The 19,258-nt window shown below is 44.0% G+C and carries 18 protein-coding genes; 9 read left to right on the top strand and 9 right to left on the bottom strand.

Annotated elements, in window-relative coordinates; translation table 11 throughout:
- Positions 1–24: 24 nt before the first annotated feature.
- Positions 25–1,209, top strand: coding sequence for an elongation factor Tu (gene tuf, locus ACXAD8_RS11605; RefSeq protein ID WP_475228627.1), 1,185 nt, complete (start codon positions 25–27; stop codon positions 1,207–1,209).
- 247 nt (positions 1,210–1,456) lie between these two features.
- Here the strand turns inward: tuf and ACXAD8_RS11600 are convergent, their stop codons facing one another.
- The 8 genes from ACXAD8_RS11600 to ACXAD8_RS11565 all read right to left on the bottom strand — a co-directional run bounded on the left by ACXAD8_RS11600 (position 1,457) and on the right by ACXAD8_RS11565 (position 10,700).
- Complete coding sequence (locus ACXAD8_RS11600; protein ID WP_475228625.1) at positions 1,457–1,810, bottom strand: hypothetical protein; 354 nt, start codon at positions 1,808–1,810, stop codon at positions 1,457–1,459.
- A 24-nt stretch (positions 1,811–1,834) separates the two neighbouring features.
- Positions 1,835–2,047 (bottom strand): hypothetical protein, encoded by a 213-nt coding sequence (locus ACXAD8_RS11595; protein WP_475228623.1) that lies wholly within the window; start codon positions 2,045–2,047, stop codon positions 1,835–1,837.
- A 309-nt stretch (positions 2,048–2,356) separates the two neighbouring features.
- A complete protein-coding gene (locus ACXAD8_RS11590; protein ID WP_475228620.1) occupies positions 2,357–3,325 on the bottom strand; it encodes a hypothetical protein in 969 nt (322 codons plus the stop codon).
- 257 nt (positions 3,326–3,582) lie between these two features.
- Entirely contained in the window at positions 3,583–4,725 is a 1,143-nt protein-coding gene (locus tag ACXAD8_RS11585; protein WP_475228618.1) for a nuclear transport factor 2 family protein, read from the bottom strand.
- A 144-nt stretch (positions 4,726–4,869) separates the two neighbouring features.
- Positions 4,870–5,934, bottom strand: a complete 1,065-nt coding sequence (locus tag ACXAD8_RS11580; protein ID WP_475228615.1) for a helix-turn-helix domain-containing protein — start codon at positions 5,932–5,934, stop codon at positions 4,870–4,872.
- A 136-nt stretch (positions 5,935–6,070) separates the two neighbouring features.
- A complete protein-coding gene (locus ACXAD8_RS11575; RefSeq protein WP_475228613.1) occupies positions 6,071–6,751 on the bottom strand; it encodes a Fe2+-dependent dioxygenase in 681 nt (226 codons plus the stop codon).
- Between the two features lie 26 nt (positions 6,752–6,777).
- Positions 6,778–9,039, bottom strand: a complete 2,262-nt coding sequence (locus ACXAD8_RS11570; RefSeq protein ID WP_475228610.1) for a TonB-dependent receptor — start codon at positions 9,037–9,039, stop codon at positions 6,778–6,780.
- A gap of 464 nt (positions 9,040–9,503) precedes the next feature.
- The gene (locus tag ACXAD8_RS11565; protein WP_475228608.1) at positions 9,504–10,700 is read right to left on the bottom strand and encodes a DUF819 family protein; all 1,197 of its coding nucleotides are present in this window, start codon (positions 10,698–10,700) and stop codon (positions 9,504–9,506) included.
- 91 nt (positions 10,701–10,791) lie between these two features.
- Here ACXAD8_RS11565 and ACXAD8_RS11560 point away from each other — a divergent pair, with 91 nt between their 5' ends.
- On the top strand, positions 10,792–11,088 hold the full coding sequence (locus ACXAD8_RS11560; RefSeq protein WP_475228603.1) for a CDGSH iron-sulfur domain-containing protein: 297 nt from the start codon (positions 10,792–10,794) through the stop codon (positions 11,086–11,088).
- 128 nt (positions 11,089–11,216) lie between these two features.
- Positions 11,217–14,468 (top strand): FG-GAP repeat domain-containing protein, encoded by a 3,252-nt coding sequence (locus ACXAD8_RS11555; RefSeq protein WP_475228600.1) that lies wholly within the window; start codon positions 11,217–11,219, stop codon positions 14,466–14,468.
- 54 nt (positions 14,469–14,522) lie between these two features.
- Here the strand turns inward: ACXAD8_RS11555 and ACXAD8_RS11550 are convergent, their stop codons facing one another.
- Complete coding sequence (locus ACXAD8_RS11550) at positions 14,523–16,679, bottom strand: ATPase, T2SS/T4P/T4SS family (protein WP_475232949.1); 2,157 nt, start codon at positions 16,677–16,679, stop codon at positions 14,523–14,525.
- A 312-nt stretch (positions 16,680–16,991) separates the two neighbouring features.
- Here ACXAD8_RS11550 and ACXAD8_RS11545 point away from each other — a divergent pair, with 312 nt between their 5' ends.
- The 6 genes from ACXAD8_RS11545 to ACXAD8_RS11520 all read left to right on the top strand — a co-directional run bounded on the left by ACXAD8_RS11545 (position 16,992) and on the right by ACXAD8_RS11520 (position 19,078).
- The gene (locus ACXAD8_RS11545) at positions 16,992–17,222 is read left to right on the top strand and encodes a hypothetical protein (protein WP_475228597.1); all 231 of its coding nucleotides are present in this window, start codon (positions 16,992–16,994) and stop codon (positions 17,220–17,222) included.
- Complete coding sequence (locus ACXAD8_RS11540) at positions 17,212–17,529, top strand: hypothetical protein (protein ID WP_475228594.1); 318 nt, start codon at positions 17,212–17,214, stop codon at positions 17,527–17,529. Before ACXAD8_RS11545 ends, ACXAD8_RS11540 begins: the two co-directional genes overlap by 11 nt.
- A gap of 280 nt (positions 17,530–17,809) precedes the next feature.
- On the top strand, positions 17,810–17,962 hold the full coding sequence (locus ACXAD8_RS11535; RefSeq protein ID WP_475228592.1) for a class IIb bacteriocin, lactobin A/cerein 7B family: 153 nt from the start codon (positions 17,810–17,812) through the stop codon (positions 17,960–17,962).
- 10 nt (positions 17,963–17,972) lie between these two features.
- Positions 17,973–18,125: a hypothetical protein gene (locus ACXAD8_RS11530; RefSeq protein WP_475228589.1), complete on the top strand. Its 153-nt coding sequence runs from the start codon at positions 17,973–17,975 to the stop codon at positions 18,123–18,125.
- A 56-nt stretch (positions 18,126–18,181) separates the two neighbouring features.
- Positions 18,182–18,496 (top strand): hypothetical protein, encoded by a 315-nt coding sequence (locus ACXAD8_RS11525; protein ID WP_475228587.1) that lies wholly within the window; start codon positions 18,182–18,184, stop codon positions 18,494–18,496.
- Positions 18,497–18,751: 255 nt separating this feature from the next.
- On the top strand, positions 18,752–19,078 hold the full coding sequence (locus ACXAD8_RS11520; RefSeq protein ID WP_475228584.1) for a hypothetical protein: 327 nt from the start codon (positions 18,752–18,754) through the stop codon (positions 19,076–19,078).
- Positions 19,079–19,258: the final 180 nt, after the last annotated feature.

The following is a 19,258-nucleotide window of genomic DNA, read 5'->3' as shown; positions in this document are numbered from 1 at the left end:
TAAATATTTAGGAAATAGAGAACAATGGCAAAAGAAAAGTTTGAACGTACGAAACCGCACGTAAACGTTGGTACAATCGGCCACGTTGACCACGGTAAAACAACTCTGACTGCAGCGATCACTACTGTATTAGCAAAAACTTACGGTGGTGCAGCTCAGGCTTTCGATCAAATCGATAACGCTCCAGAAGAGCGCGAGCGTGGTATCACAATCGCAACTTCTCACGTAGAGTATGACACTCCTTCACGTCACTACGCTCACGTAGACTGCCCTGGACACGCTGACTATGTTAAAAACATGATCACCGGTGCTGCTCAGATGGACGGCGCAATCCTGGTAGTAGCTGCGACTGACGGCCCTATGCCTCAGACTCGTGAGCACATCCTGTTAGGTCGTCAGGTTGGCGTACCTTACATCATCGTATTCATGAACAAGTGTGACATGGTTGACGATGAAGAGCTGTTAGAGCTGGTAGAAATGGAAGTTCGTGAACTTCTGACTGAATATGAATTCCCAGGTGATGACTTACCCGTTATCCAGGGTTCTGCTCTTAAGGCGCTTGAAGGCGACGCAGAGTGGGAAAAGAAAATCATCGAGCTGGGCGAAGCTTTGGATTCTTACATTCCTGAGCCAGAGCGTGCAATCGACAAGCCGTTCATCCTGCCAATCGAAGACGTATTCTCCATCTCAGGTCGTGGTACAGTAGTAACTGGCCGTGTTGAGCAAGGTATCATCAAAGTTGGTGAAGAAGTAGAAATCGTAGGTATCAAAGAAACTACAACGACTACTTGTACTGGTGTTGAGATGTTCCGTAAGCTGCTTGACGAAGGTCGTGCAGGTGAGAACGTTGGTGTTCTGCTTCGTGGTACTAAGCGTGACGAAGTTGAGCGTGGTCAGGTACTGGCTAAGCCGGGTTCAATCAACCCACACACTAAGTTCGAAGCAGAAGTATACGTACTGAGCAAAGACGAAGGTGGTCGTCACACTCCTTTCTTCAAAGGTTACCGTCCACAGTTCTACTTCCGTACAACTGACGTAACAGGTGCTGTTGAGCTGCCAGAAGGCGTAGAAATGGTAATGCCTGGTGACAACCTGAAGTTCGTAGTAGAACTGATTGCTCCAATCGCGATGGACGAAGGTCTGCGCTTCGCAATCCGTGAAGGTGGTCGTACAGTAGGTGCTGGTGTTGTAGCTAAAATCATCGACTAATTGTTGATTACAACCCATCCCAAAAAAAGGTCGCGCAAGCGGCCTTTTTTGTATTCGCCAAAAAATTTCAAGGGGTCAGAGTTCTTGAAACGCTTTCAAGAACTCTGACCCCTTGAACTTATATTAATTCCTGAGGCTGGCATTGAATGATAAAAATTTGTTTGGGTTAATTTGAAGCTGGCTAACGGCAGTTGACAAACAATCTAATTTGGAAGTTGAATTTAGACCCTATTGACTAAATCAGGGATTATTCTTGAGACCATTTCTGCAGTTCCTGTTTAAGCTTTTGTGAATACTGATAATTCTCTAATAACTCATCGAGCAATGAACAGGCCGCGAGATACCAGCGTTTTTTTGTGTTGAAATCTTCAGAGGAGAAGAGATCAAATAATGGGGGGGTATAAAGGTCTGCTATAGTGGACTGTATTTGTTGTTGGGACAATAGATATTCGGAGATCAGAACCGATTGCTGTTGATTGAGTTGCCAAGCGACATGCTCGTGGTCGATATCGCCAGATGCTTGCCCACTGAACTTAAATATGGGTAAATAAGGACAATGCGTTTCCAGGGAGGTTTCACACCTGTCTAGTCCTAATTGCATATATAGCATTACTTGTGGCACTGGTTAATTATTACGTTGCAACTTTGACAGCCACTCATACTCAAAAGGTAGTTTGCGAAGTAGTGCTAGCTCATCGTCGCTGGCATCTTCGCCAAACCGCTTTAATGAAGATTCCACATTGGCTTTGATATAAGCAATGTAAGTATCTCGCTGTTTGCGTTTGGTGTAAAAATAACGAAAAACAGGAAAGAGTCCCTGCACGATAAGTGCAACCACAACACCGACAAATAACTTGTTGTCGAAAATATCGGGTTCAGATGAGTTTGTAAGAGTATTCTGAGTGCCGAGGGGAGCCTGAACTCCTGATTCGATTTGTGCTGCGCACTGCGGAGATGATAATGAGAATATTAAAAAGGAGACTAATAAACTTTTGGGCCTACCATTCTGAGTATTCCTGAGCAATGCATTAATTTGAGTATAACAAAACAATATTAACTTTTCCGAACTCTGTTTCCTTAAGGTATAATAAATTAACCTTTTTGGGGCGGAACGAAACAAAGAATAACGGGTTTTTTGTATTTAACATCACATCCTGTAACCCATCTTTAGATTACCACACTGTTTTTCTTCGTCTCGTAACCAACAGACTCGGAGTTGCTCAGCTTCAGATGACAGCATTAACCTGAAACCATCGAAGGTGCTTTCAGTGATTGTAATGCCTTCGTAGGACTGAATAATGTCATTTTGCTCAAGAGTTTCCGAGCCGGGTGCATCTGCACTGGCGACTTTGGCACCATTTGGATGTGGGGTTATGGTAATACCACTGCGATCAGGAAAGTTCTTTACAGAATGTCGTTGGTTTTCCTGGTAATACAGGGTTTCCTCGGCTGTATCGATAATGAGATTAAAACGGGACAGTATGGCATTGCCTAAAACACCATTTTGTTGTTTTGAAGTTGCGTCTTTCTCCTTATATGTGTGAACCAGTGGCCATATTATCGCGTGATCACCCAAGTAGGTGCGCTGCAGCGGGTAAACTGTAAATTCCTGTTTTCCTTCTGAATCAAAATAGGGAGAGGTATAGGAATATTCTGGTGTTAGTTGGTCGTTTAACATTGAACTATGTAATACCAGATCGAGGTTAAATCCGGTATCGATGGCAAAGTCAAAATAACGCGAATGCTTGTTGAGAGTGAGTGGCATATTCACATACATATTGTCGTCATTTATCGTCAATGGCATCGCTCCCCAATCCGTCGAGCGACGGATAAAGTTGTTCTTAAATGCGCGTCTTGAAAATAGCGACAAGGTTTTTGAATCGTAATTGATTTCTATAATTTTTTTGTCAAAAAAATCCTGTCCCAGTATTCCATCAAAATAGCTATTGTCGCTTTGGGAATTGCTGGTTGTGAGCAGGGAATTATCAAAAGGTATTGATAGCTCTGCTTTAGGAATTTTGATGTTCATCTCACTGACATCTTTCATTGATAGCTTTTTTAGCGCTCTTTCAAAAATTACGGTGTTTTTTGCCGAAGTATCAAACATGAAATCCATTTCCACTCCCTCAACAGAGACAGGCACCAGAATGTGATTGTTCAAAAGACGAAAGGACACTGACGCAGAGTGTATAGGGGCCAGCAAGGCACAGCCTTGCAATAACAGGCCTATTAAAATTATAGGAAGCGCGAATCTCATTTTATTGTTTCAGGTCTTTTTGTTGGAGAGTAACGCGCCAATGTAGCAAAAGGGGTTAAATTTTTCATGGGGTCAGAGTTCTTGAAACAGTTTCAAGAACTCTGACCCCTTGAAAGTTAATTCATGGCGCGGTTTAAAATTTCCATGATTTTTTGTGCGACGACTTTGCTGGATTGATAGTTGGTGCCGGTAACGACGCGACCATCTACTTCAACATATGCTTCACTTCGGCCACCGTAATGGAAATCACCGCCTCTGGCTTCAATGGTTTTTTCGATTGAGAAGGGGAAATGTTGATAATAAGCAGCGCTGGTTTTTTCGTATTCATCAGGGTACCCGCTAATGCGTTTGCCTTGCACCAGATAAGTGCCATCCTGCTGTTTCAGGTTTACGATTCCTGCCGTACCGTGACACACAGAAGAAACGATGCCGTTGTGCTGCTGATAGATTGTCATTGCAATATCTTGCAATAGTTGGTTTTCCGCTACCTCATACATGGCATTACCGCCACCAACATAGTGCACAGCTGAATAGTTTTCAGGTTTGATTTCTGCTGGGTGTTTGGTATTGGCCAGAGCATACATGAAATCCGGGTCGTAGATGTACTGCCTGTGTAGCTCTTTGGAGGTATTGATATAGGAAAGAGGGATAGGACCTCCTTGCGTACTGACAAAATCGACATTGTAACCACCTTGCTCGAAAGTATGGTAAGCATTTACTAACTCCGAGAAGCTGACACCAGTGGCTAAATCGGAATCACCGTGAAACAGAGCACTGGAAACAATGAACAGGATGCGTTTACCGTTGCGAGTTTCGTCTGTTCGGGTCGCCGCTTTGCTAATAATTTGCCATTGATTGTTCAGTTTACGTAACAGGAACATATCAATCATGCGCAAGTCTCGCTCGGGATAGAGGATTTCTGCTTTTGCAGTGGCAATCTTACCGGCGATATCAATGGACAGGATCTCACCGATCCGGCCGTTAAACTGGCCATGGATTTTTCCTTCAAACCAACTAATGTATTCAGCCGCTGGTACCACCCAGTTTGGTGTGTCTTTCTTTTCCAGGTTCAGAGTCGCACTATCGCTGAATGCCTTTTTAATGACATCGGGCTGGTTGTAAGCCGTACCCTGGAAATAATTATTCAGGGTTGCGATGATCGCCGCCTGTTCGTTGCTTGCAGCAGTGGCAGAGGCTGTCAGATGGTAAAATGAAAAAACAGTTAATACTAATATGTGTTTAAATGGTTTTAGCAACATGTTGCACCTTCGAAAAATTTACAAATTAGGTGCAAGGATGCTATTGAAAGCACATAATTTTATCTCCCGAATATATAAAGTCGTATTACTGAATTATAAATCTGAAGAGATTAGCGAATACTATTTTTAATGAACAGGATTCAATTAATCTGTTTCAAACTCTGTAGCTGAAACTTCAAGCTGTTGGCGGTAACGAGCCGGCGTCGTGTTTTCTAGTCGTCTGAATGCGTTATAGAACGTAGACTGCGAATTGAAACCCGATTGCTCGGCGATGAGCTCCAGACTCATTTGGGGCGTGATTTCCAACAATCGTTTCGCTTCGTTAATGCGGTACTGATTTATATAATGGCTAAATGAACTGTCAAGATTATCATTCAACAACTGCGACAGCTGAGGTACGCTAATTTTCATTAGCTTTGCCAATTGTGGCAGCGTTAAATTCGCATCTTTGTAGCGTTTTTCTACTTCTAGCTGGTAATGCAAATTTGCAATTAGTGAGTCGGCTTGCTGACCTTCTATTTTCTTGTTTTGATAGCGGGGTAACTGCTGCTTGCGTTCATAGACCACCAACATGATGCTCAAATAAAGCAAAAACGAGAAAGACAACGCACCTACTATGTAACTTGTGTAGTTTGAGGTGAAATAAGCCAGCCAGATACAAAAAGTGCCTATCCAGGCTGAAGCCATGATATGGCTGTCCTGCTTATTTTTGATATCCGGACTCGATTCTGAAATCTTAAAGGTGCCTTTGATGGCAGGCAGGGCTAGTGGCAAACTCAATAACAGGTATATCAGCCAGCTATAGTTGATGAACTGATACATAAGACGATTAAATTCTGCGGTGTTGCTACCGTAAGGGAACAGCAAAGCGGCAGTCAGCACCAGTGTTACCAATGCCGCCATATGCCAGCGCCAATAGGATTGTTTTTGCCCATTCTGAGTACTTGCCGCTCGGCAATAAAAATATAAGCAGGGACCAATCAGGAAACAGGCTGACAGGCCAATGTGGCGATAGATATCGGCCAAATCAGTAGTGAAAAATAAAAAAACGGATTTGCCAATGCGAACACTGATCATCAACAGCAATAAGGCTAAAAATCGGTTGGCCAGGTTAACCGGCTTTCGAGTAAACAACCAAGCGGAGACTAACAGGCCGTTAAATGCACCAAGCAAACTGAAGAAAAAAAGAAGCTGAGAAGAAATAGTCACGCCAGAGTTATAGTTTGTTAATCAATTGCCTATGCTACCGTTTCCCGTTAGAAAGGGGAATTTGTAGATACGGGATTTTACAATATCAATAAAGCGGCATTACTCTGTTGCTATTAATATACAACCCCAATTACTTTTAAAGTTCCGAAAATTTACGAATCAGGTTGTGATAAATGTGATGCAGGCTATCTAACCGTTTACGCGGTACAGATGGGTTTGATAGAAGATGTTGAATATTTTGATCCAGTTCATACAAGGCTTTGCGCATCTGGTTGTCTTTGACCAAGCTTTGCATCCAAGTTATAGCAGCAATTCGCGTTCCTGAAGTTACCGGTGTTACTTTATGCAAACTCCCTGACGAGTATGTTACTGCATCGCCTGCCATCGCTTTTACCCGTTGCTCTCCAAATTCTGTCTGTATCACCAACTCTCCACCATCGTATTCTTCAGGCTCAGATAAAAAAACAGTCATCGACATATCTGATCTGAGTACATCTGAGCTATCTGGTATGCGCATGATAGCGGCGTCGACATGGAAGCCATATGTCTCGCCATTGGTATAACGATTAAAGCAGGGAGGAAATATTTTATGGGGTAGCGCCGCAGATACCAAGTTCGCTGTTTCTCCAAATCGGGCCAATAGCTTGTTGGTGAGTTGCCTGACGGTATTGTGGTTGGGATCTGCCTGTCCGTTGCTTTTTACGTCGGAAGCCATGCCCATCGCAGTGCCTTTTCCATCTAACCATGGAACTTGTTCGAGCTGAGACCTAAAGCTATGAACTTCATCTTTAGTTAACAGTTGCTCGATCAAGACCATGATTAATTTCCTTTATTGACGAAGGGCTAAAACTGGTAAGTAACCGTGGCCCTTAACGATTGTCTGTCACCGATATACATAAATTTGGGCGCGCGATAGGTAGAGGTATAATACTCTTTGTCGAATACGTTACCAAAATTCAATCGCGAGGTCAGATTTTCAGAGAAGTTGTAGGAAGCAAACAGGTTAAATACACGATATGAGGGGACTTCTGGTCCAGTGGAACCTGTGTCTGGTTGACCGCCTGTCATCTTGTCTTTATAGGTAAAGTCACCACCAAATGCAAAATCTTCGGTTAACTGGTATCGCGCCTGGGCGAAAAAGCTTTTATTAGCAAAAAGTGCCAGCGGCAGGCCTACGCTGTCAGGATTTGCAGCAGACGCTAAAATTTCAGAGTCCATGATTGCCGTACTGACCTGAATACTCAATGCCTCAGTTACCTGGCCATTTACTGCGAATTCTACACCCGTGACCTCATGTTTACCGGTGTTTAATGCACCTGTCACATCGTAACCTCTACCAGCGCCTTCCATGATATCGTCTTTGGTTAGACGAAAGGCAGCCAGTTGCAGGAATAACTGTTCATCATTGAGGGACATTTTGGTTCCGATCTCAAGGTTGGTAACTTCTTCTGGTTCAGCATCAGCACTGCCATCTGAATCTGTACAGATCCCACCATAGCCACAATTTCCACCGACATCAGATTCACCACCATTGATATTGGTCGCAGTCCCGTAAGCTGCGTACAGATTGATATCATCCATTACTTCATAGACAACACCCAGGTGTCCATTGCTCAAGGTGTCGGAGAATTCGTATAGCTCATCAGAGGTTAGGTTACTGTAGTCATAGGAGTCAAGGCGAATACCAGCAAAAACCAGCAGTTTATCTGTTACCTGCACAGTATCCATCAGAGATATTGCTGTAACGTCATAATTGTAGTCTGAAGTGACATTGCCTTTTATCGCCGCTGAGCGATCAATAATGTCGTTAAATCCTGCAACAGTGCTGCCACTTGCATCCAATACGCAGAAGTTCTCACGCACACCACCTCGACCAGCACTCCAGCAGTTAGTTTGACTTACTGAACCAGTGTTGGCATAACGACCATTTAACACGGAATAATCAGAGAATTCCGCACTGATCATAAACTTGTGTTCAACAGTGCCAAATTCTGCATCAGCAAAAAGGTTGAATTGGGTGGAGAAGTGTTCGATATCTTGGTAGTTAGAGTGACTGCCGAAAGTAAATGTTCCAAAGCCATTTGTACCGTTATTGGCGTCTTCTTCGGTCAAATAGCCTGTCGTGCCACCTGCACTGGTTGCCACATAGCCATTGTCAGTTTGTCCATAACGAGTGATGTTGTATAATTTCCAGGTATCGTTCAATTGATATTCGACGCGCAATGTTGTTGAAAATGCTTCAGATTCCATAAAATCTTGTTTCTGTGCGTAAACCGGAATGTCTTCCAGAATCTGATCGTTGACGACGGTTGAGCCAAAATCCGGAACATCTTCGGCTTTCAGGTAATATACGTCAGCCCATACTTTGGCTTTATTGGCGTCGTCATAGAGACCAGATAAGAGAATGCCATCGCGTTTGCGCTCTGCACCATCTCGTTTAGGAGCATCTTCGGTTGCTGTCATTACGTTAATACGTGTTGCAATGTTGTCGCTAATTGGAGTGTTAACGTCTACAGCTGTGCGGAAGTAGTTGTCTGTTCCAAAGCCCACATCAACACGTCCGAAGTCATAACCTAATGACGCTTTTTTGGTGATGCTATTGACTGCGCCGCCGGAAGAGCCTCTTCCGGCGAAAGTTGAGCTGGGACCTTTGGTAATTTCGATTTGTTCCACCGAGAAACTTTCACGTGTATTCATACCCGGATCGCGCAAACCATCAACAAAAACATCGGATCGTGCTTCATGACCACGAATAATATAGCGATCACCGAAGGCATTGCCGTTTTCACCTGTCCCAAGTGTGACACCGGCTTGGGTCGCTAATACTTCTTTTAAATCAGAACGACCTGACTCCTCGATTTGGTCTTTTGTTAGCACAGTAATCGTTGCTGGAGTGTCAACTAAGTCTGCAAGTCGTCGTAAATCACCAGACTTTTTAACATTGTAAATTGAATCCCTGACACCGTGGATCTTAATCAGCTCTATCGCTTGTTGCTCATCTGATTGCTCTGTCTGAGGTTTTGTTTCGTTTGCGTTTGCCGTTGTCAGGCCAAGTGCTAATGTGCTGAAAAGAGCTGTGGATCCCAATTTTAATTTTTGACTCATAATTTTTTAGTGTGTATGTCTGGTTGAACGTTGGCGGTAATAATATTAAATTGTAATGCAAATGAGAATGGTTTTTATGAAAAATAATTGTTTAAGGTGTTTGAAATACGAGTTAAACAGTGAATGTTGAGTTGTTTTTGAGTATGCGCCGTTCTGATGAAGACTTGCTGCGATTGTTTATAGTTGCTATAACCTGAAGCCACTATTCAATAAAGTTACAGCTGGGGCTGTTTTCATATTGGCAAGGCTTAAGGGTTTATAAAACACCGGAGGTCTGTTGCTATCGGTGCTGAAGTTGATAGATGAGAGCTTTCCGGAGAGTTAGCTTTTCGGCCTGAAAAGCTTTTTATCTTGCTAAACATAATTCAGCCAACCCCTTAGTTTTGGTCAATTATTAAACTAGCAGAGGTTTGCTGTATTCACAATGTATTTCAATACATGTGGTTTGATGTTGTAACGTGGATTTATCCGGCCAAAGAAGCTACTAGTAACCCCAACGGTGTGCCGACAATGTAACCAGCCACACCCGCTAAGATTCCCGGCGTGGCCAATGCTGGCCAGCCTCTGGCCATCGCCAGCGCAGGAGCTGTAGTAGCGCCCAAGATTGAGGCGTTGGAGGCAATAATGAGCTCTGGTAGAGAAAGTCTGAACAGGCTTTCTTTGTTGTTACTAAACTTTTTACTCAAGCGTGAAATAACGGCACCCAGTCCGAAAACCACTAAAGCATGAATGCTCAGCAATATGATCACAAAGGCCAGCAGAATTGGCGCTACGCTGAGTAACTTCACGACATCAGCACCGGCAGCAATGGCGGCAAAAAACACGAAGGCTAAAACGATACCTATGGTTTCCCCACCTTGCAGTTTATGCATCGCTTTAGGGGCAACTGTGGCAGGCAAAATAGAGAACAGGGTGATAAACACATAACGCAGGCGATCAATTTCATAGCCAGGGAACTGATTTTCTAGAAGCATCACGGTGGCGTCTGATAACGCAACTACGACCAATGCAAAAGTTAGTGCAGCAGCGAGACTAAATCCGGTAACTTTTTGACTGCTTTGAGAGTATGGACGGGTTTCTTCCAGTTCGTGGTTGCGAACCGCGTATTTTTCCATCAACCATTTTGACGCCGGCATAATAGCCAGTATGGCCAAAAACAGTGCGCTCATTAGATTGTCTACCGCTGTCGCTGCAGAAATGATATTGGCATCATCGAATCCAGTAGACTGAATCACAGCAGCGTAGTTAACAGAACCTCCGGTGTAGGTTGCGGTAAAGATACCCGCTAAGTCAGCTTCCCGAGCGCCCAGGTCCAGCAGGTTAATGCCTATAATGGCACCGGCTGCAGAGCCAAGGCAGGCCAGAATAAAACCTAAACCTACGCGCCCACTTTCCATGATGATACGTTTTACATTGGCGTTGATGAGGAACAAGGGAATGAGTGCTGGCACCAGATAGCGAAACACGAAGCTGTAGGCATCAGCGCTCTTGGGAATGATATTCAGATTAGATGCAATAATAGCGGCCAGAATTGCCCATACTGTGCCGGTGACTAATTTGCCCCAGTGTTGTTTTTCTGCCCAAAAACCAAAAAATGCAATAGCAAATAAGGCGGCCATAACGGCAAAATGTTGGTTTGCGGGGATTAAACTTGAGTTCATATTGTTTTTATTCTAAAACTGCAATAAGGCTATTAAGCCATTTCACGACTGGTTTTACCAGAAATCAGCATTATTTATTGGAAAATAGTTAGTGTCTCAATCTGATTCGACAGTGCCCGGTGCCCCTTCAAATGACCGACCTGTAGCGGTGCAGGTGGAAGAAGGCAAAACTTATCAATGGTGCTCTTGTGGTAAAACCGCAACGGCTCCATTTTGTGATGGTTCGCATCAGGGGACCCGTTATCAGCCTCTTAAATATGTCGCCACAGAAACCAAAATCGAGCATTTTTGTGGCTGTTCAGGTACAGGCAACAAACCCTTTTGCGATGGTACTCATCAGTTTAAATTTGGTGGGGGCAGAGAGGATTATTATCGACGTTATGATTAACGGCGATATTTGTAGTGTTTAGTGGACAGCTGATTGTGTGGGGAAACTTGCATTAAATCGGTGAAAAACTATACTTCCGCGTTTTGTTTTTAATACCCCCCAATAACAGAATATAGAGACGTAATCTGATGACTAAAGGCTTGTTTCGCCACTTCCTTTTTATAACTACGGCATTTTGTGCAACCATTTCTAATGCTACTGACCTGGATTTTGACGGCGACGGCAAAGCGGATGTCGCAGTAAGACGTCAGGCGAATTTCATGCAATATATTCTGAATAGCAGTGATCAAGCTATTCAGCGACTACAGTTTGGTAAACATGAAAACGATATTCCGGTTACAGGTGATTTCGACGGAGATGGCATTTCCGATGTGGCGGTAAGAAGACCTTCCAATCAAATGTGGTACATTCTCAATAGCTCTGATGGTGAAATTCAACGCATTAATTTTGGTAAACAATCAGAGGATATCCCTGTTCCCGCGGATTATGACGGCGATGGCATTACAGATATCGCGGTCAGAAGACCATCTAATCAGATGTGGTATATCCTGAATAGTTCGGATGGTGAGATCCAGCGAATTAATTTTGGCAAACAATCTGAAGATATCCCTGTTCCAGCTGATTATGATGGGGATGGTAAAGCTGATGTGGCAGTTCGTCGTGCCTCCAATCAAATGTGGTATATCCTGAATAGCTCCGATGGTGAGATTCAACGGTTTAATTTTGGTAAACAGGCGGAAGATATTCCGGTACCGGCCGATTACGATGGTGATGGTAAAGCCGATGTGGCGGTGCGCCGTCCTTCTAATCAATATTGGTATGTGCTAAACAGCAGCGATCAAAGCATCAGCCGCTATCACTTCGGTAAACAAAGCGGTGATATTCCCGTTGTGGCGGATTATGACGGTGATGGAAAAGCTGACATAGCAGTAAGAAGAGCTTCAAACCAGTATCAATACATATTGCGCAGCTCAGATGGTGAGATAGAACGCTACCATTTTGGCAAACAGGATAGCGATATCCCATTGGCGGCTCCAGTGACAACGCGAATGGAAATGGTGAGAGTTGCTGAAATCGAAAATCTAAACCCGGTGATTCAGGTAACAAAGGAACATAACGTTTATTCGGGTTCAATTATCTTATTTGAAGCAGAAGCAACCGATCCTGAAGGCGCTGAATTGAGCTACTTGTGGGAGCAACTGTCAGGTACAGCCGTAAATCTTTTTGCACCAGAAGAAGCCCAGTTTACCTTGGTTATGCCAAGCGTCACTCAAGATGAATCTTTGCAGTTTTCGATTACGGTAACCGATGCTGACGGCGGGCTGACTCAGGAGCTAGTGAACGTTAATTTAAAAGCTGACTCGGGCAGTTTTTCAGTTGATATGGGGGACACGCTAGAGATTATTGAAGGGGAGAGCGCTCAATTAGCACCAGAGATCACCGACCCAGAAAACCTATTTACCAGTGCAATGTGGTGGACCTACTTAACAGATTATGTGGAGATTGAGTCAGCAGAGAATGTGAATACGCGGATCACTGCGAAGCAGGTAGAACAAGATAGCTTTCTATTTGTTTATCTCAGCTTGACCGATGATAACGGTATTTCTTATACGTCCTTCAAATCTCTAATGATATTAGACTCGGGGAATCAATCTGAAGATTGGGAAGTTAATGTGACCGCTCCTTCTGATATTGAGCTTTATGAAGGTGAAACTGCGGACCTTGTTGCGACGGTTGACGACCCAGATAACCAAATTAGTCAGGTTTCCTGGACACAGTTGTCAGGTGTTGAATTAGAGCTTTCTGGAACCGAACAATTAAGCATTGCCATCACCGCTCCTGAAGTTGATGCAGATGTTGATGCAACTTTACAGGTTCAGGTAACTGACCTGGAAGGTAATACCGCATCAGATACTGTTACTGTAAGAGTCCGGAATTGGGCTTCTGAAGTGTTTTTCAATCTGCAGTGTGAGGCCCCGGAGCCGTTATCTCTTGAGGTCAATGTCAATCAATTTAGTTATTCCACCGATTCAGCAACGAACTTCTCTGCACCGGGCATTACTGATCAGTTTCTGTATGCCGGAGATTTAAACGGTGACCAACTCACCGATTTGCTGGTGGGCGGCGAAGACAATAACTCACTGGAACCATCGACTCTGATTTTCCTACAAAGCAATGGTGATGGTAGCTTCACTGATGTCACCTCTAATTACCTTGATTCTGAAGTCAGCATCCATGCTCCAAAGGCGGCTACAGCAGACTTTAATGGCGATGGCATGGTGGACTTTGTCATTATGGATGGAGGTAACCTGGATCGCGGACAAGCACCAAGCGGTGGTTATTACGGCGAGCCCCCGGTTGTGCTGATGAGCAATGAGGAAGGCAAGTACACGGTTTCCACCCAGTTGGCAGAAGCCTATCTGGGATCAACCGGCAATGATCATATTCACAGTAAAGGCGTTACCTGGGGTGATATTGACGGCGATGATGATATTGATGTCTTTGTTGAAAGTGGTGGTGGTTACGACAACATCGTGGGGCACTTTCTCATAAATGACGGCAGTGGCAATTTCAGCGTAGATTACGATAATCGAATCGCCACAGAGATTCTTCACGGAGGTGAGCAGTATCAATATTACTGGCGATACATTTATCACAAACTAGAAGATATGAATGGCGATGGTTTTCCTGATTTGGTCATGGGTCGATTAAAACGCATCGATAATAATCAGGAATTCAATTTTAATAAAATAGCTTACAACAATGGCTCTGGATATTTCAGAAAACAGGACGTGCATAACTTGCCCGGAGTCGAGTGGAACGATGACTACACCTATGTGAAGTCTTTGGTTGTAGGCGATCTCAATGGTGACGGTGCCAAAGATCTGGTGTTGGCACATGAGCGTGGCAACACTAATGCAGATCCGTCGGCGGGTAACACCGGCAGGTATTTGCAAGCGCTTATCAGTGATTGTAATGGTGATTTCACCGATGAAACCGATACTTATTTTGCTGATCAGTCTTTAACTACCGAAATCTATTCTTTTTATGGTCGCAATATCAACATGCCCTTGCCAATGATATTTGCGGATATGAATAACGACGGTCTGAAAGATTTGATAATGGCTGGGTCAGCCTATATTGATGAGAACTCGCCGTACCTCTATATCAGAAAGGCCGACAGAACTTTTGAGGTGCAGGACCCTACTTTGTTGCAACCACAAAGATACTGGGGCGAGAAGGCTTATCCCATTGATTTGAATGGCGATGGCTTGCTGGACATGGTGCACTCAGACTATACGTCTGGCCCTGATGGTGTATACAACACAGGTGATGAGAACTCTGAGTTGATCACTACCGTTACCAGCAGTACAAACTAAAAAGGGAAAGACCAGGTCTTTCCCTCATTATTACGTCGTTACTTGGGGGGCCTGCTACTCAGCCCCTGAAATAATCTGCACCTGGGCGATATCGGTATCGCCTTTAAGTGCTTTGTATAGACCGTCTTGAACCAGGGTTCGCATACCGTCTGCGGTTGCTTGTTTCGCCATTGCTGATACTGCCGCCTCCTTGTAAACCAAAGCTCTTAGCTCCGGAGTCATAGTCAGTAATTCATGCACACCGGTACGACCTTTATATCCAGTGCCACCGCATTCCTCACAACCTTTGCCACGATAAAGTTTTAGCGGTTCTTTAAAACCAATCTCTTGCAGAATATCTTCGCCGTATTGACGTTTAACAAAGCCTACTTCAGCATCGGTTGCCGGATATTCCTCTTTACAGTTTTTGCAAAGGGTTCGGATTAATCGCTGCGCTAATATTCCAACACAGGCATCAGAGAAGTTAACCGGATCCAGTCCCAGGTCTAAAAGACGAGTGATGGTTTCGGGGGCTGAATTAGTGTGAAGCGTAGACAATACCAGGTGACCGGTTAGAGAAGCTTCAATACCAGCGTGGGCGGTTTCTTTGTCCCGCATCTCACCAATCAGAATGATATCCGGGTCGGCCCGCAAAAACGCCCGCAAAGCGTTGGCAAAAGTGAAGCCAATTTTTGGACTGACCTGTACCTGTTGCAAACCAGGCTGAGTTATTTCTACCGGATCTTCTGCCGTCCAGATTTTTTTCTCTGGCGTATTTAGATGGCCCAATATGGCATGTAGTGTTGTGGTTTTACCTGAGCCTGTTGGACCGACAACCAGCAATATTCCATGGGGTTTGACTATCATGGTTTTAAGCATATCGGTGTTGCGGGGACTGAGGTTCATCTTGTCCATTGGCATAGCACCACCGGCAGCCAGGATACGCATAACCACTCCTTCACCCGCCACCGTGGGAATGGTGGCAACACGCACTTCAACGGGTTTGCCTTGCATCCTGAAGGCAAGCTTGCCATCCTGAGGAATGCGCTTTTCTGCAATGTTGAGATTGGCCATGATTTTAATGCGCGCAATAACCGCACTGTGGTGAGAGGCGGGTAGTTGGGTGATATCCCGGCAAACGCCATCCACCCGCATTCTGACCCGGGTCGGGCCGCCTTTTTCGGCATCTATATGGATATCGGAAGCGTTAATGCGTTTGGCGTCATGCAATATGCGGCTCACCAAACGAACTACTGCCGGAGCATCGTCCGACAGCTCATCCACCATTTCTTCGTGTTCGTCGGAGCTGGTGCTGATCTCGTCGAGAATTTCATCCATCTCGCCGGGACCTTTGCTGTCGCCTCCGGTGGCTTCCCCCAGGTATTGCAGCACGGTATTTGGCAGGCCCACTGAGATTTCGTAATGTTCGATGCCTAACGCCGATTCCACTTCCATCAACAGCGCTGCATTATTTGGCTCCGCCATGACAACAATGGGATTGTCTCTGGCATCCGCTATCACGGCCACCAGATTGCGCTTGAGATAAGAAATATTTAACCGGCTTTCATTCTGAAAAAGATGATACTTATCAGGAAGATAATCTAACCATGGCACTTGATAGTGAATCGACAATGCCTGGCCAATTTCGTTTTCCGGGATGCGGTGTTCTGAGGTAAGCCGCTGAATAAGGTGCTTTTGGTCTTTGCAACTTTCTATTAATGGATCCAGTACCGATTCCTGAATAAGCCCTCTGTGCACCAGGTATTGAAAGGGTTGTTTCGTGCCACCTAACTCAAACCGGAACTTATTGCCCAACATATCCGCCAGGCCTTTACCAAGACGCAAATCGGCATCGTTGAAATCACCGCGCTGCTTATTGATCACCTGCATAACCCCTAAAATGACCCCGGCATTCATGATCGGTACACACAAAATGCTCTTGGTCTTAAAGGAGCTGGATTTATCAAACTTATCTGCGAACTTCAGACGAGGGTGAATTTCCCGCAGCTCTTCGGCGTTATAAGGGTCATTGATGATTAACGGCAGCTGGCTTAAGGCAACATAACCGGCGATGGATTGGGGACTGATGGCAACTTTAATTTCGCGAATTTCGTTACCAGTCTTAAATCGCGCAACCAGGTCCTGATGTTGACGGCGGCGCTGAAAGATACTCATACGCTCCGCTCCAAACAATTTCAAAATGATGGGCTCTAGTTTTTGATAGGCATCCATCAAAGTTTCATGTTGTTCAAGATAACCATCGATCTTCTTCAACAGGTCGTCTTGTCTGGCCTGGTCGTTAATCATTCTGTAAATGCATTCCTCTGTTGTTAAATTTATTTCACGGGCAATGACACTGTTAACTATAGCTGAGCTTACTAATTCCATGACGATTCCTTGTCAAAAGTTATTCCGGTTGCTCAGTTTATCGTCAATATCAGCACCACAAAACTGTACTTCGGTACAGGTTACAGCCTGATAAGTGAAAGTTAGTATTTATTTATGCGCATATTGTGATTCTCACTATGACACAGGAGTTAACTCATGAGCAAAAAATCAATGCTAAAAGATGAGGATTTAAATCTGTTTTTTTATGTGGCTTTTGGCGTTTGCTCTATCGCATTGGTGGCAGGTGCGATTGTCCATTTTTATCTGGAATCAGAACAATCAATCTGGAAAAGCATTCCCTGGTATTTAGCACTGATTTGGTTTGGGCAGGCTTTGCAGTTTATTGCACTTCGATGGAACCTCAGAAGGAAGGCAAATGTTAGATAGTGAAAAAGTTAATATTTGGATGATGAGGGGAATTACTTGTTCTTTGATTTTGTTTGCGTTGTTGTTGGTAATTCATAGCAAAAGTTTGCTTGTGGGGTTAGCAATTCTGGCATTGTCTTGCTATTTGGCAGGTGTTGCCTGGCAGCAACATGGTAAGAGCTGGTTACGCCTTTCTATTTGTTTTACATCTGTTGCCTTGGCCATGGCGGCAGAAGGTAGTATTGATAAAGTATGGTTGGCAGCACTCTCGGTATTTGGTGTATCCCTGGGCTTGATTCACGGTTTTGTATTTCGGGAGCACAAGTAACTTTACTTTCAAAGCTTTGTTCCTATCAATCCTTCCGGTTCACTTCGAAAAACGTTCTTATCCTTGGTATTAGCTTGCTGGCAACGGCACCCAGGTAGATGGATTAAGCTGCTCCTACCAATTAATATACTTTGAACTTCTTCTTAACCAAGGAAGCATTGAAAACCTGTACTTTGGTACAGGTTACAAGCGGAAAATAATTTGCCACTATGAGCTTGTGTCAATGGTTGACACAATTTTAACTAACAGACCAACGGAAATCGTTGGCAAGGATATGGAAATGAATGAATTAACAATCGACGAAATTAATGAAGTGAATGGTGGGATTGGGCCGCTTGTAGTAGCTGTATTAGCTACAGATGCCTTTGCAATTGGTTTTACTGCTGGTGCGATGACTGGTTACATGACCATCGTAAAACTATTTGAAAAGTAAGGAGAATGGAATGAGAGAATTATCTGTTTGTGAAATTGAAGAAGTTAATGGTGGTATCGTTCCGGTGGTAGCTGGAGCGATAACAATTGGGCAGGCGTTCGCTGCAGGCTTTACTATAGGAAGTGGTGTAGGCGCGATAATTGGCTGGCTTTCTATCAAATAGAGTGGTTTCCGCTAGCAGGAAACTGCTAGCGGGCATTTCTTAGTAGGATTTGGATTATGTTTGAACAGGTTTTTTTTAATCGGGTTTTATTCAGATTATGTGGTGTTATTTTAGCTATATTTTCAATTTCTGTAATTGGACATTGGCAAGAAACTTTTGTCGGAATCGCTCTATTACTGCTTAGTATCTATCTCGTTTTGGTTGGGTGGAGAATTTTGAAAAAAAGCAATGTAGTATACTTTTTATGCTTGACCGTGCTCGCCTTTTCAATGGTTTATACATCTGGAGTTACCCCGGCTTTATTAATAACATTGTTTATTTTCATGGGGGGAATGTATTACGTTCATTATTCTCTTCTGGAAGATGATTAGTTTGTTAAAAGGGTAAAGAGGCATTGAGAAAGTTTAGGATATTCAGTAGTTGGTTAATAATCTTGTGTGCTTTATCAGGCTTTTCAGATGCTATACTTGCTCGAGTCATTACTGGAGAGGCTTTAATGACTAATGCTTCGATGCAGACAGCTTTACTGTTCATTATTGGGGGACTAACTTTAGACAATTATCTGAAACCACGCATTGATGCTAAATAAGTTCACTATCATATACTCGCTGACAAACAAATAATAAATGCAAAGAACTTGGTTAAACTCCGTTTTCTGGACGCTGATATTCAGCGGACTCCCTGTGATGCTGTTGAGTCAGTTTGGTTTCGGCTGGTGGGCATTGTTAATTTGTCCAGTGATCCTGCTGGTGGTTAAGTTGCAGCCTTATCTCTATTTAAGCGAAGGCAAACCCCAGGTGCGAATTAAACCCTTTTTGTCGCCGCTGTCCCCAGACGAGCTGGCTGAACCTGCGGATATCGAAAAGCTGTTTTTGTTTGAGCGCCGGTCTGAAATTAAGGCGCTTTGGGAAGCAATAGAAGAGCACAAAATACTAGCTTCAAAAGCAAAATAACCCTTGCACAAATATTAAACATGCGTATAATGCGCGCCCACTGAGTTCATAGAACCAGTCCCTGTAAGTGTTAAATATAAGGCTTTCAGGAACTAACAAGGCCTCAATTGGAGGTCATCGTTATATAGGCACCCCTCCCCCAAATAATAGGGCGGTAGGAGTGTATTTTTTTGTTCTTTA

Source organism: Planctobacterium sp. AWH2_060 (assembly GCF_056158425.1).
Note: the sequence above shows the minus strand (reverse complement) of the source record. Positions and strands in the feature narration are given on the sequence as shown.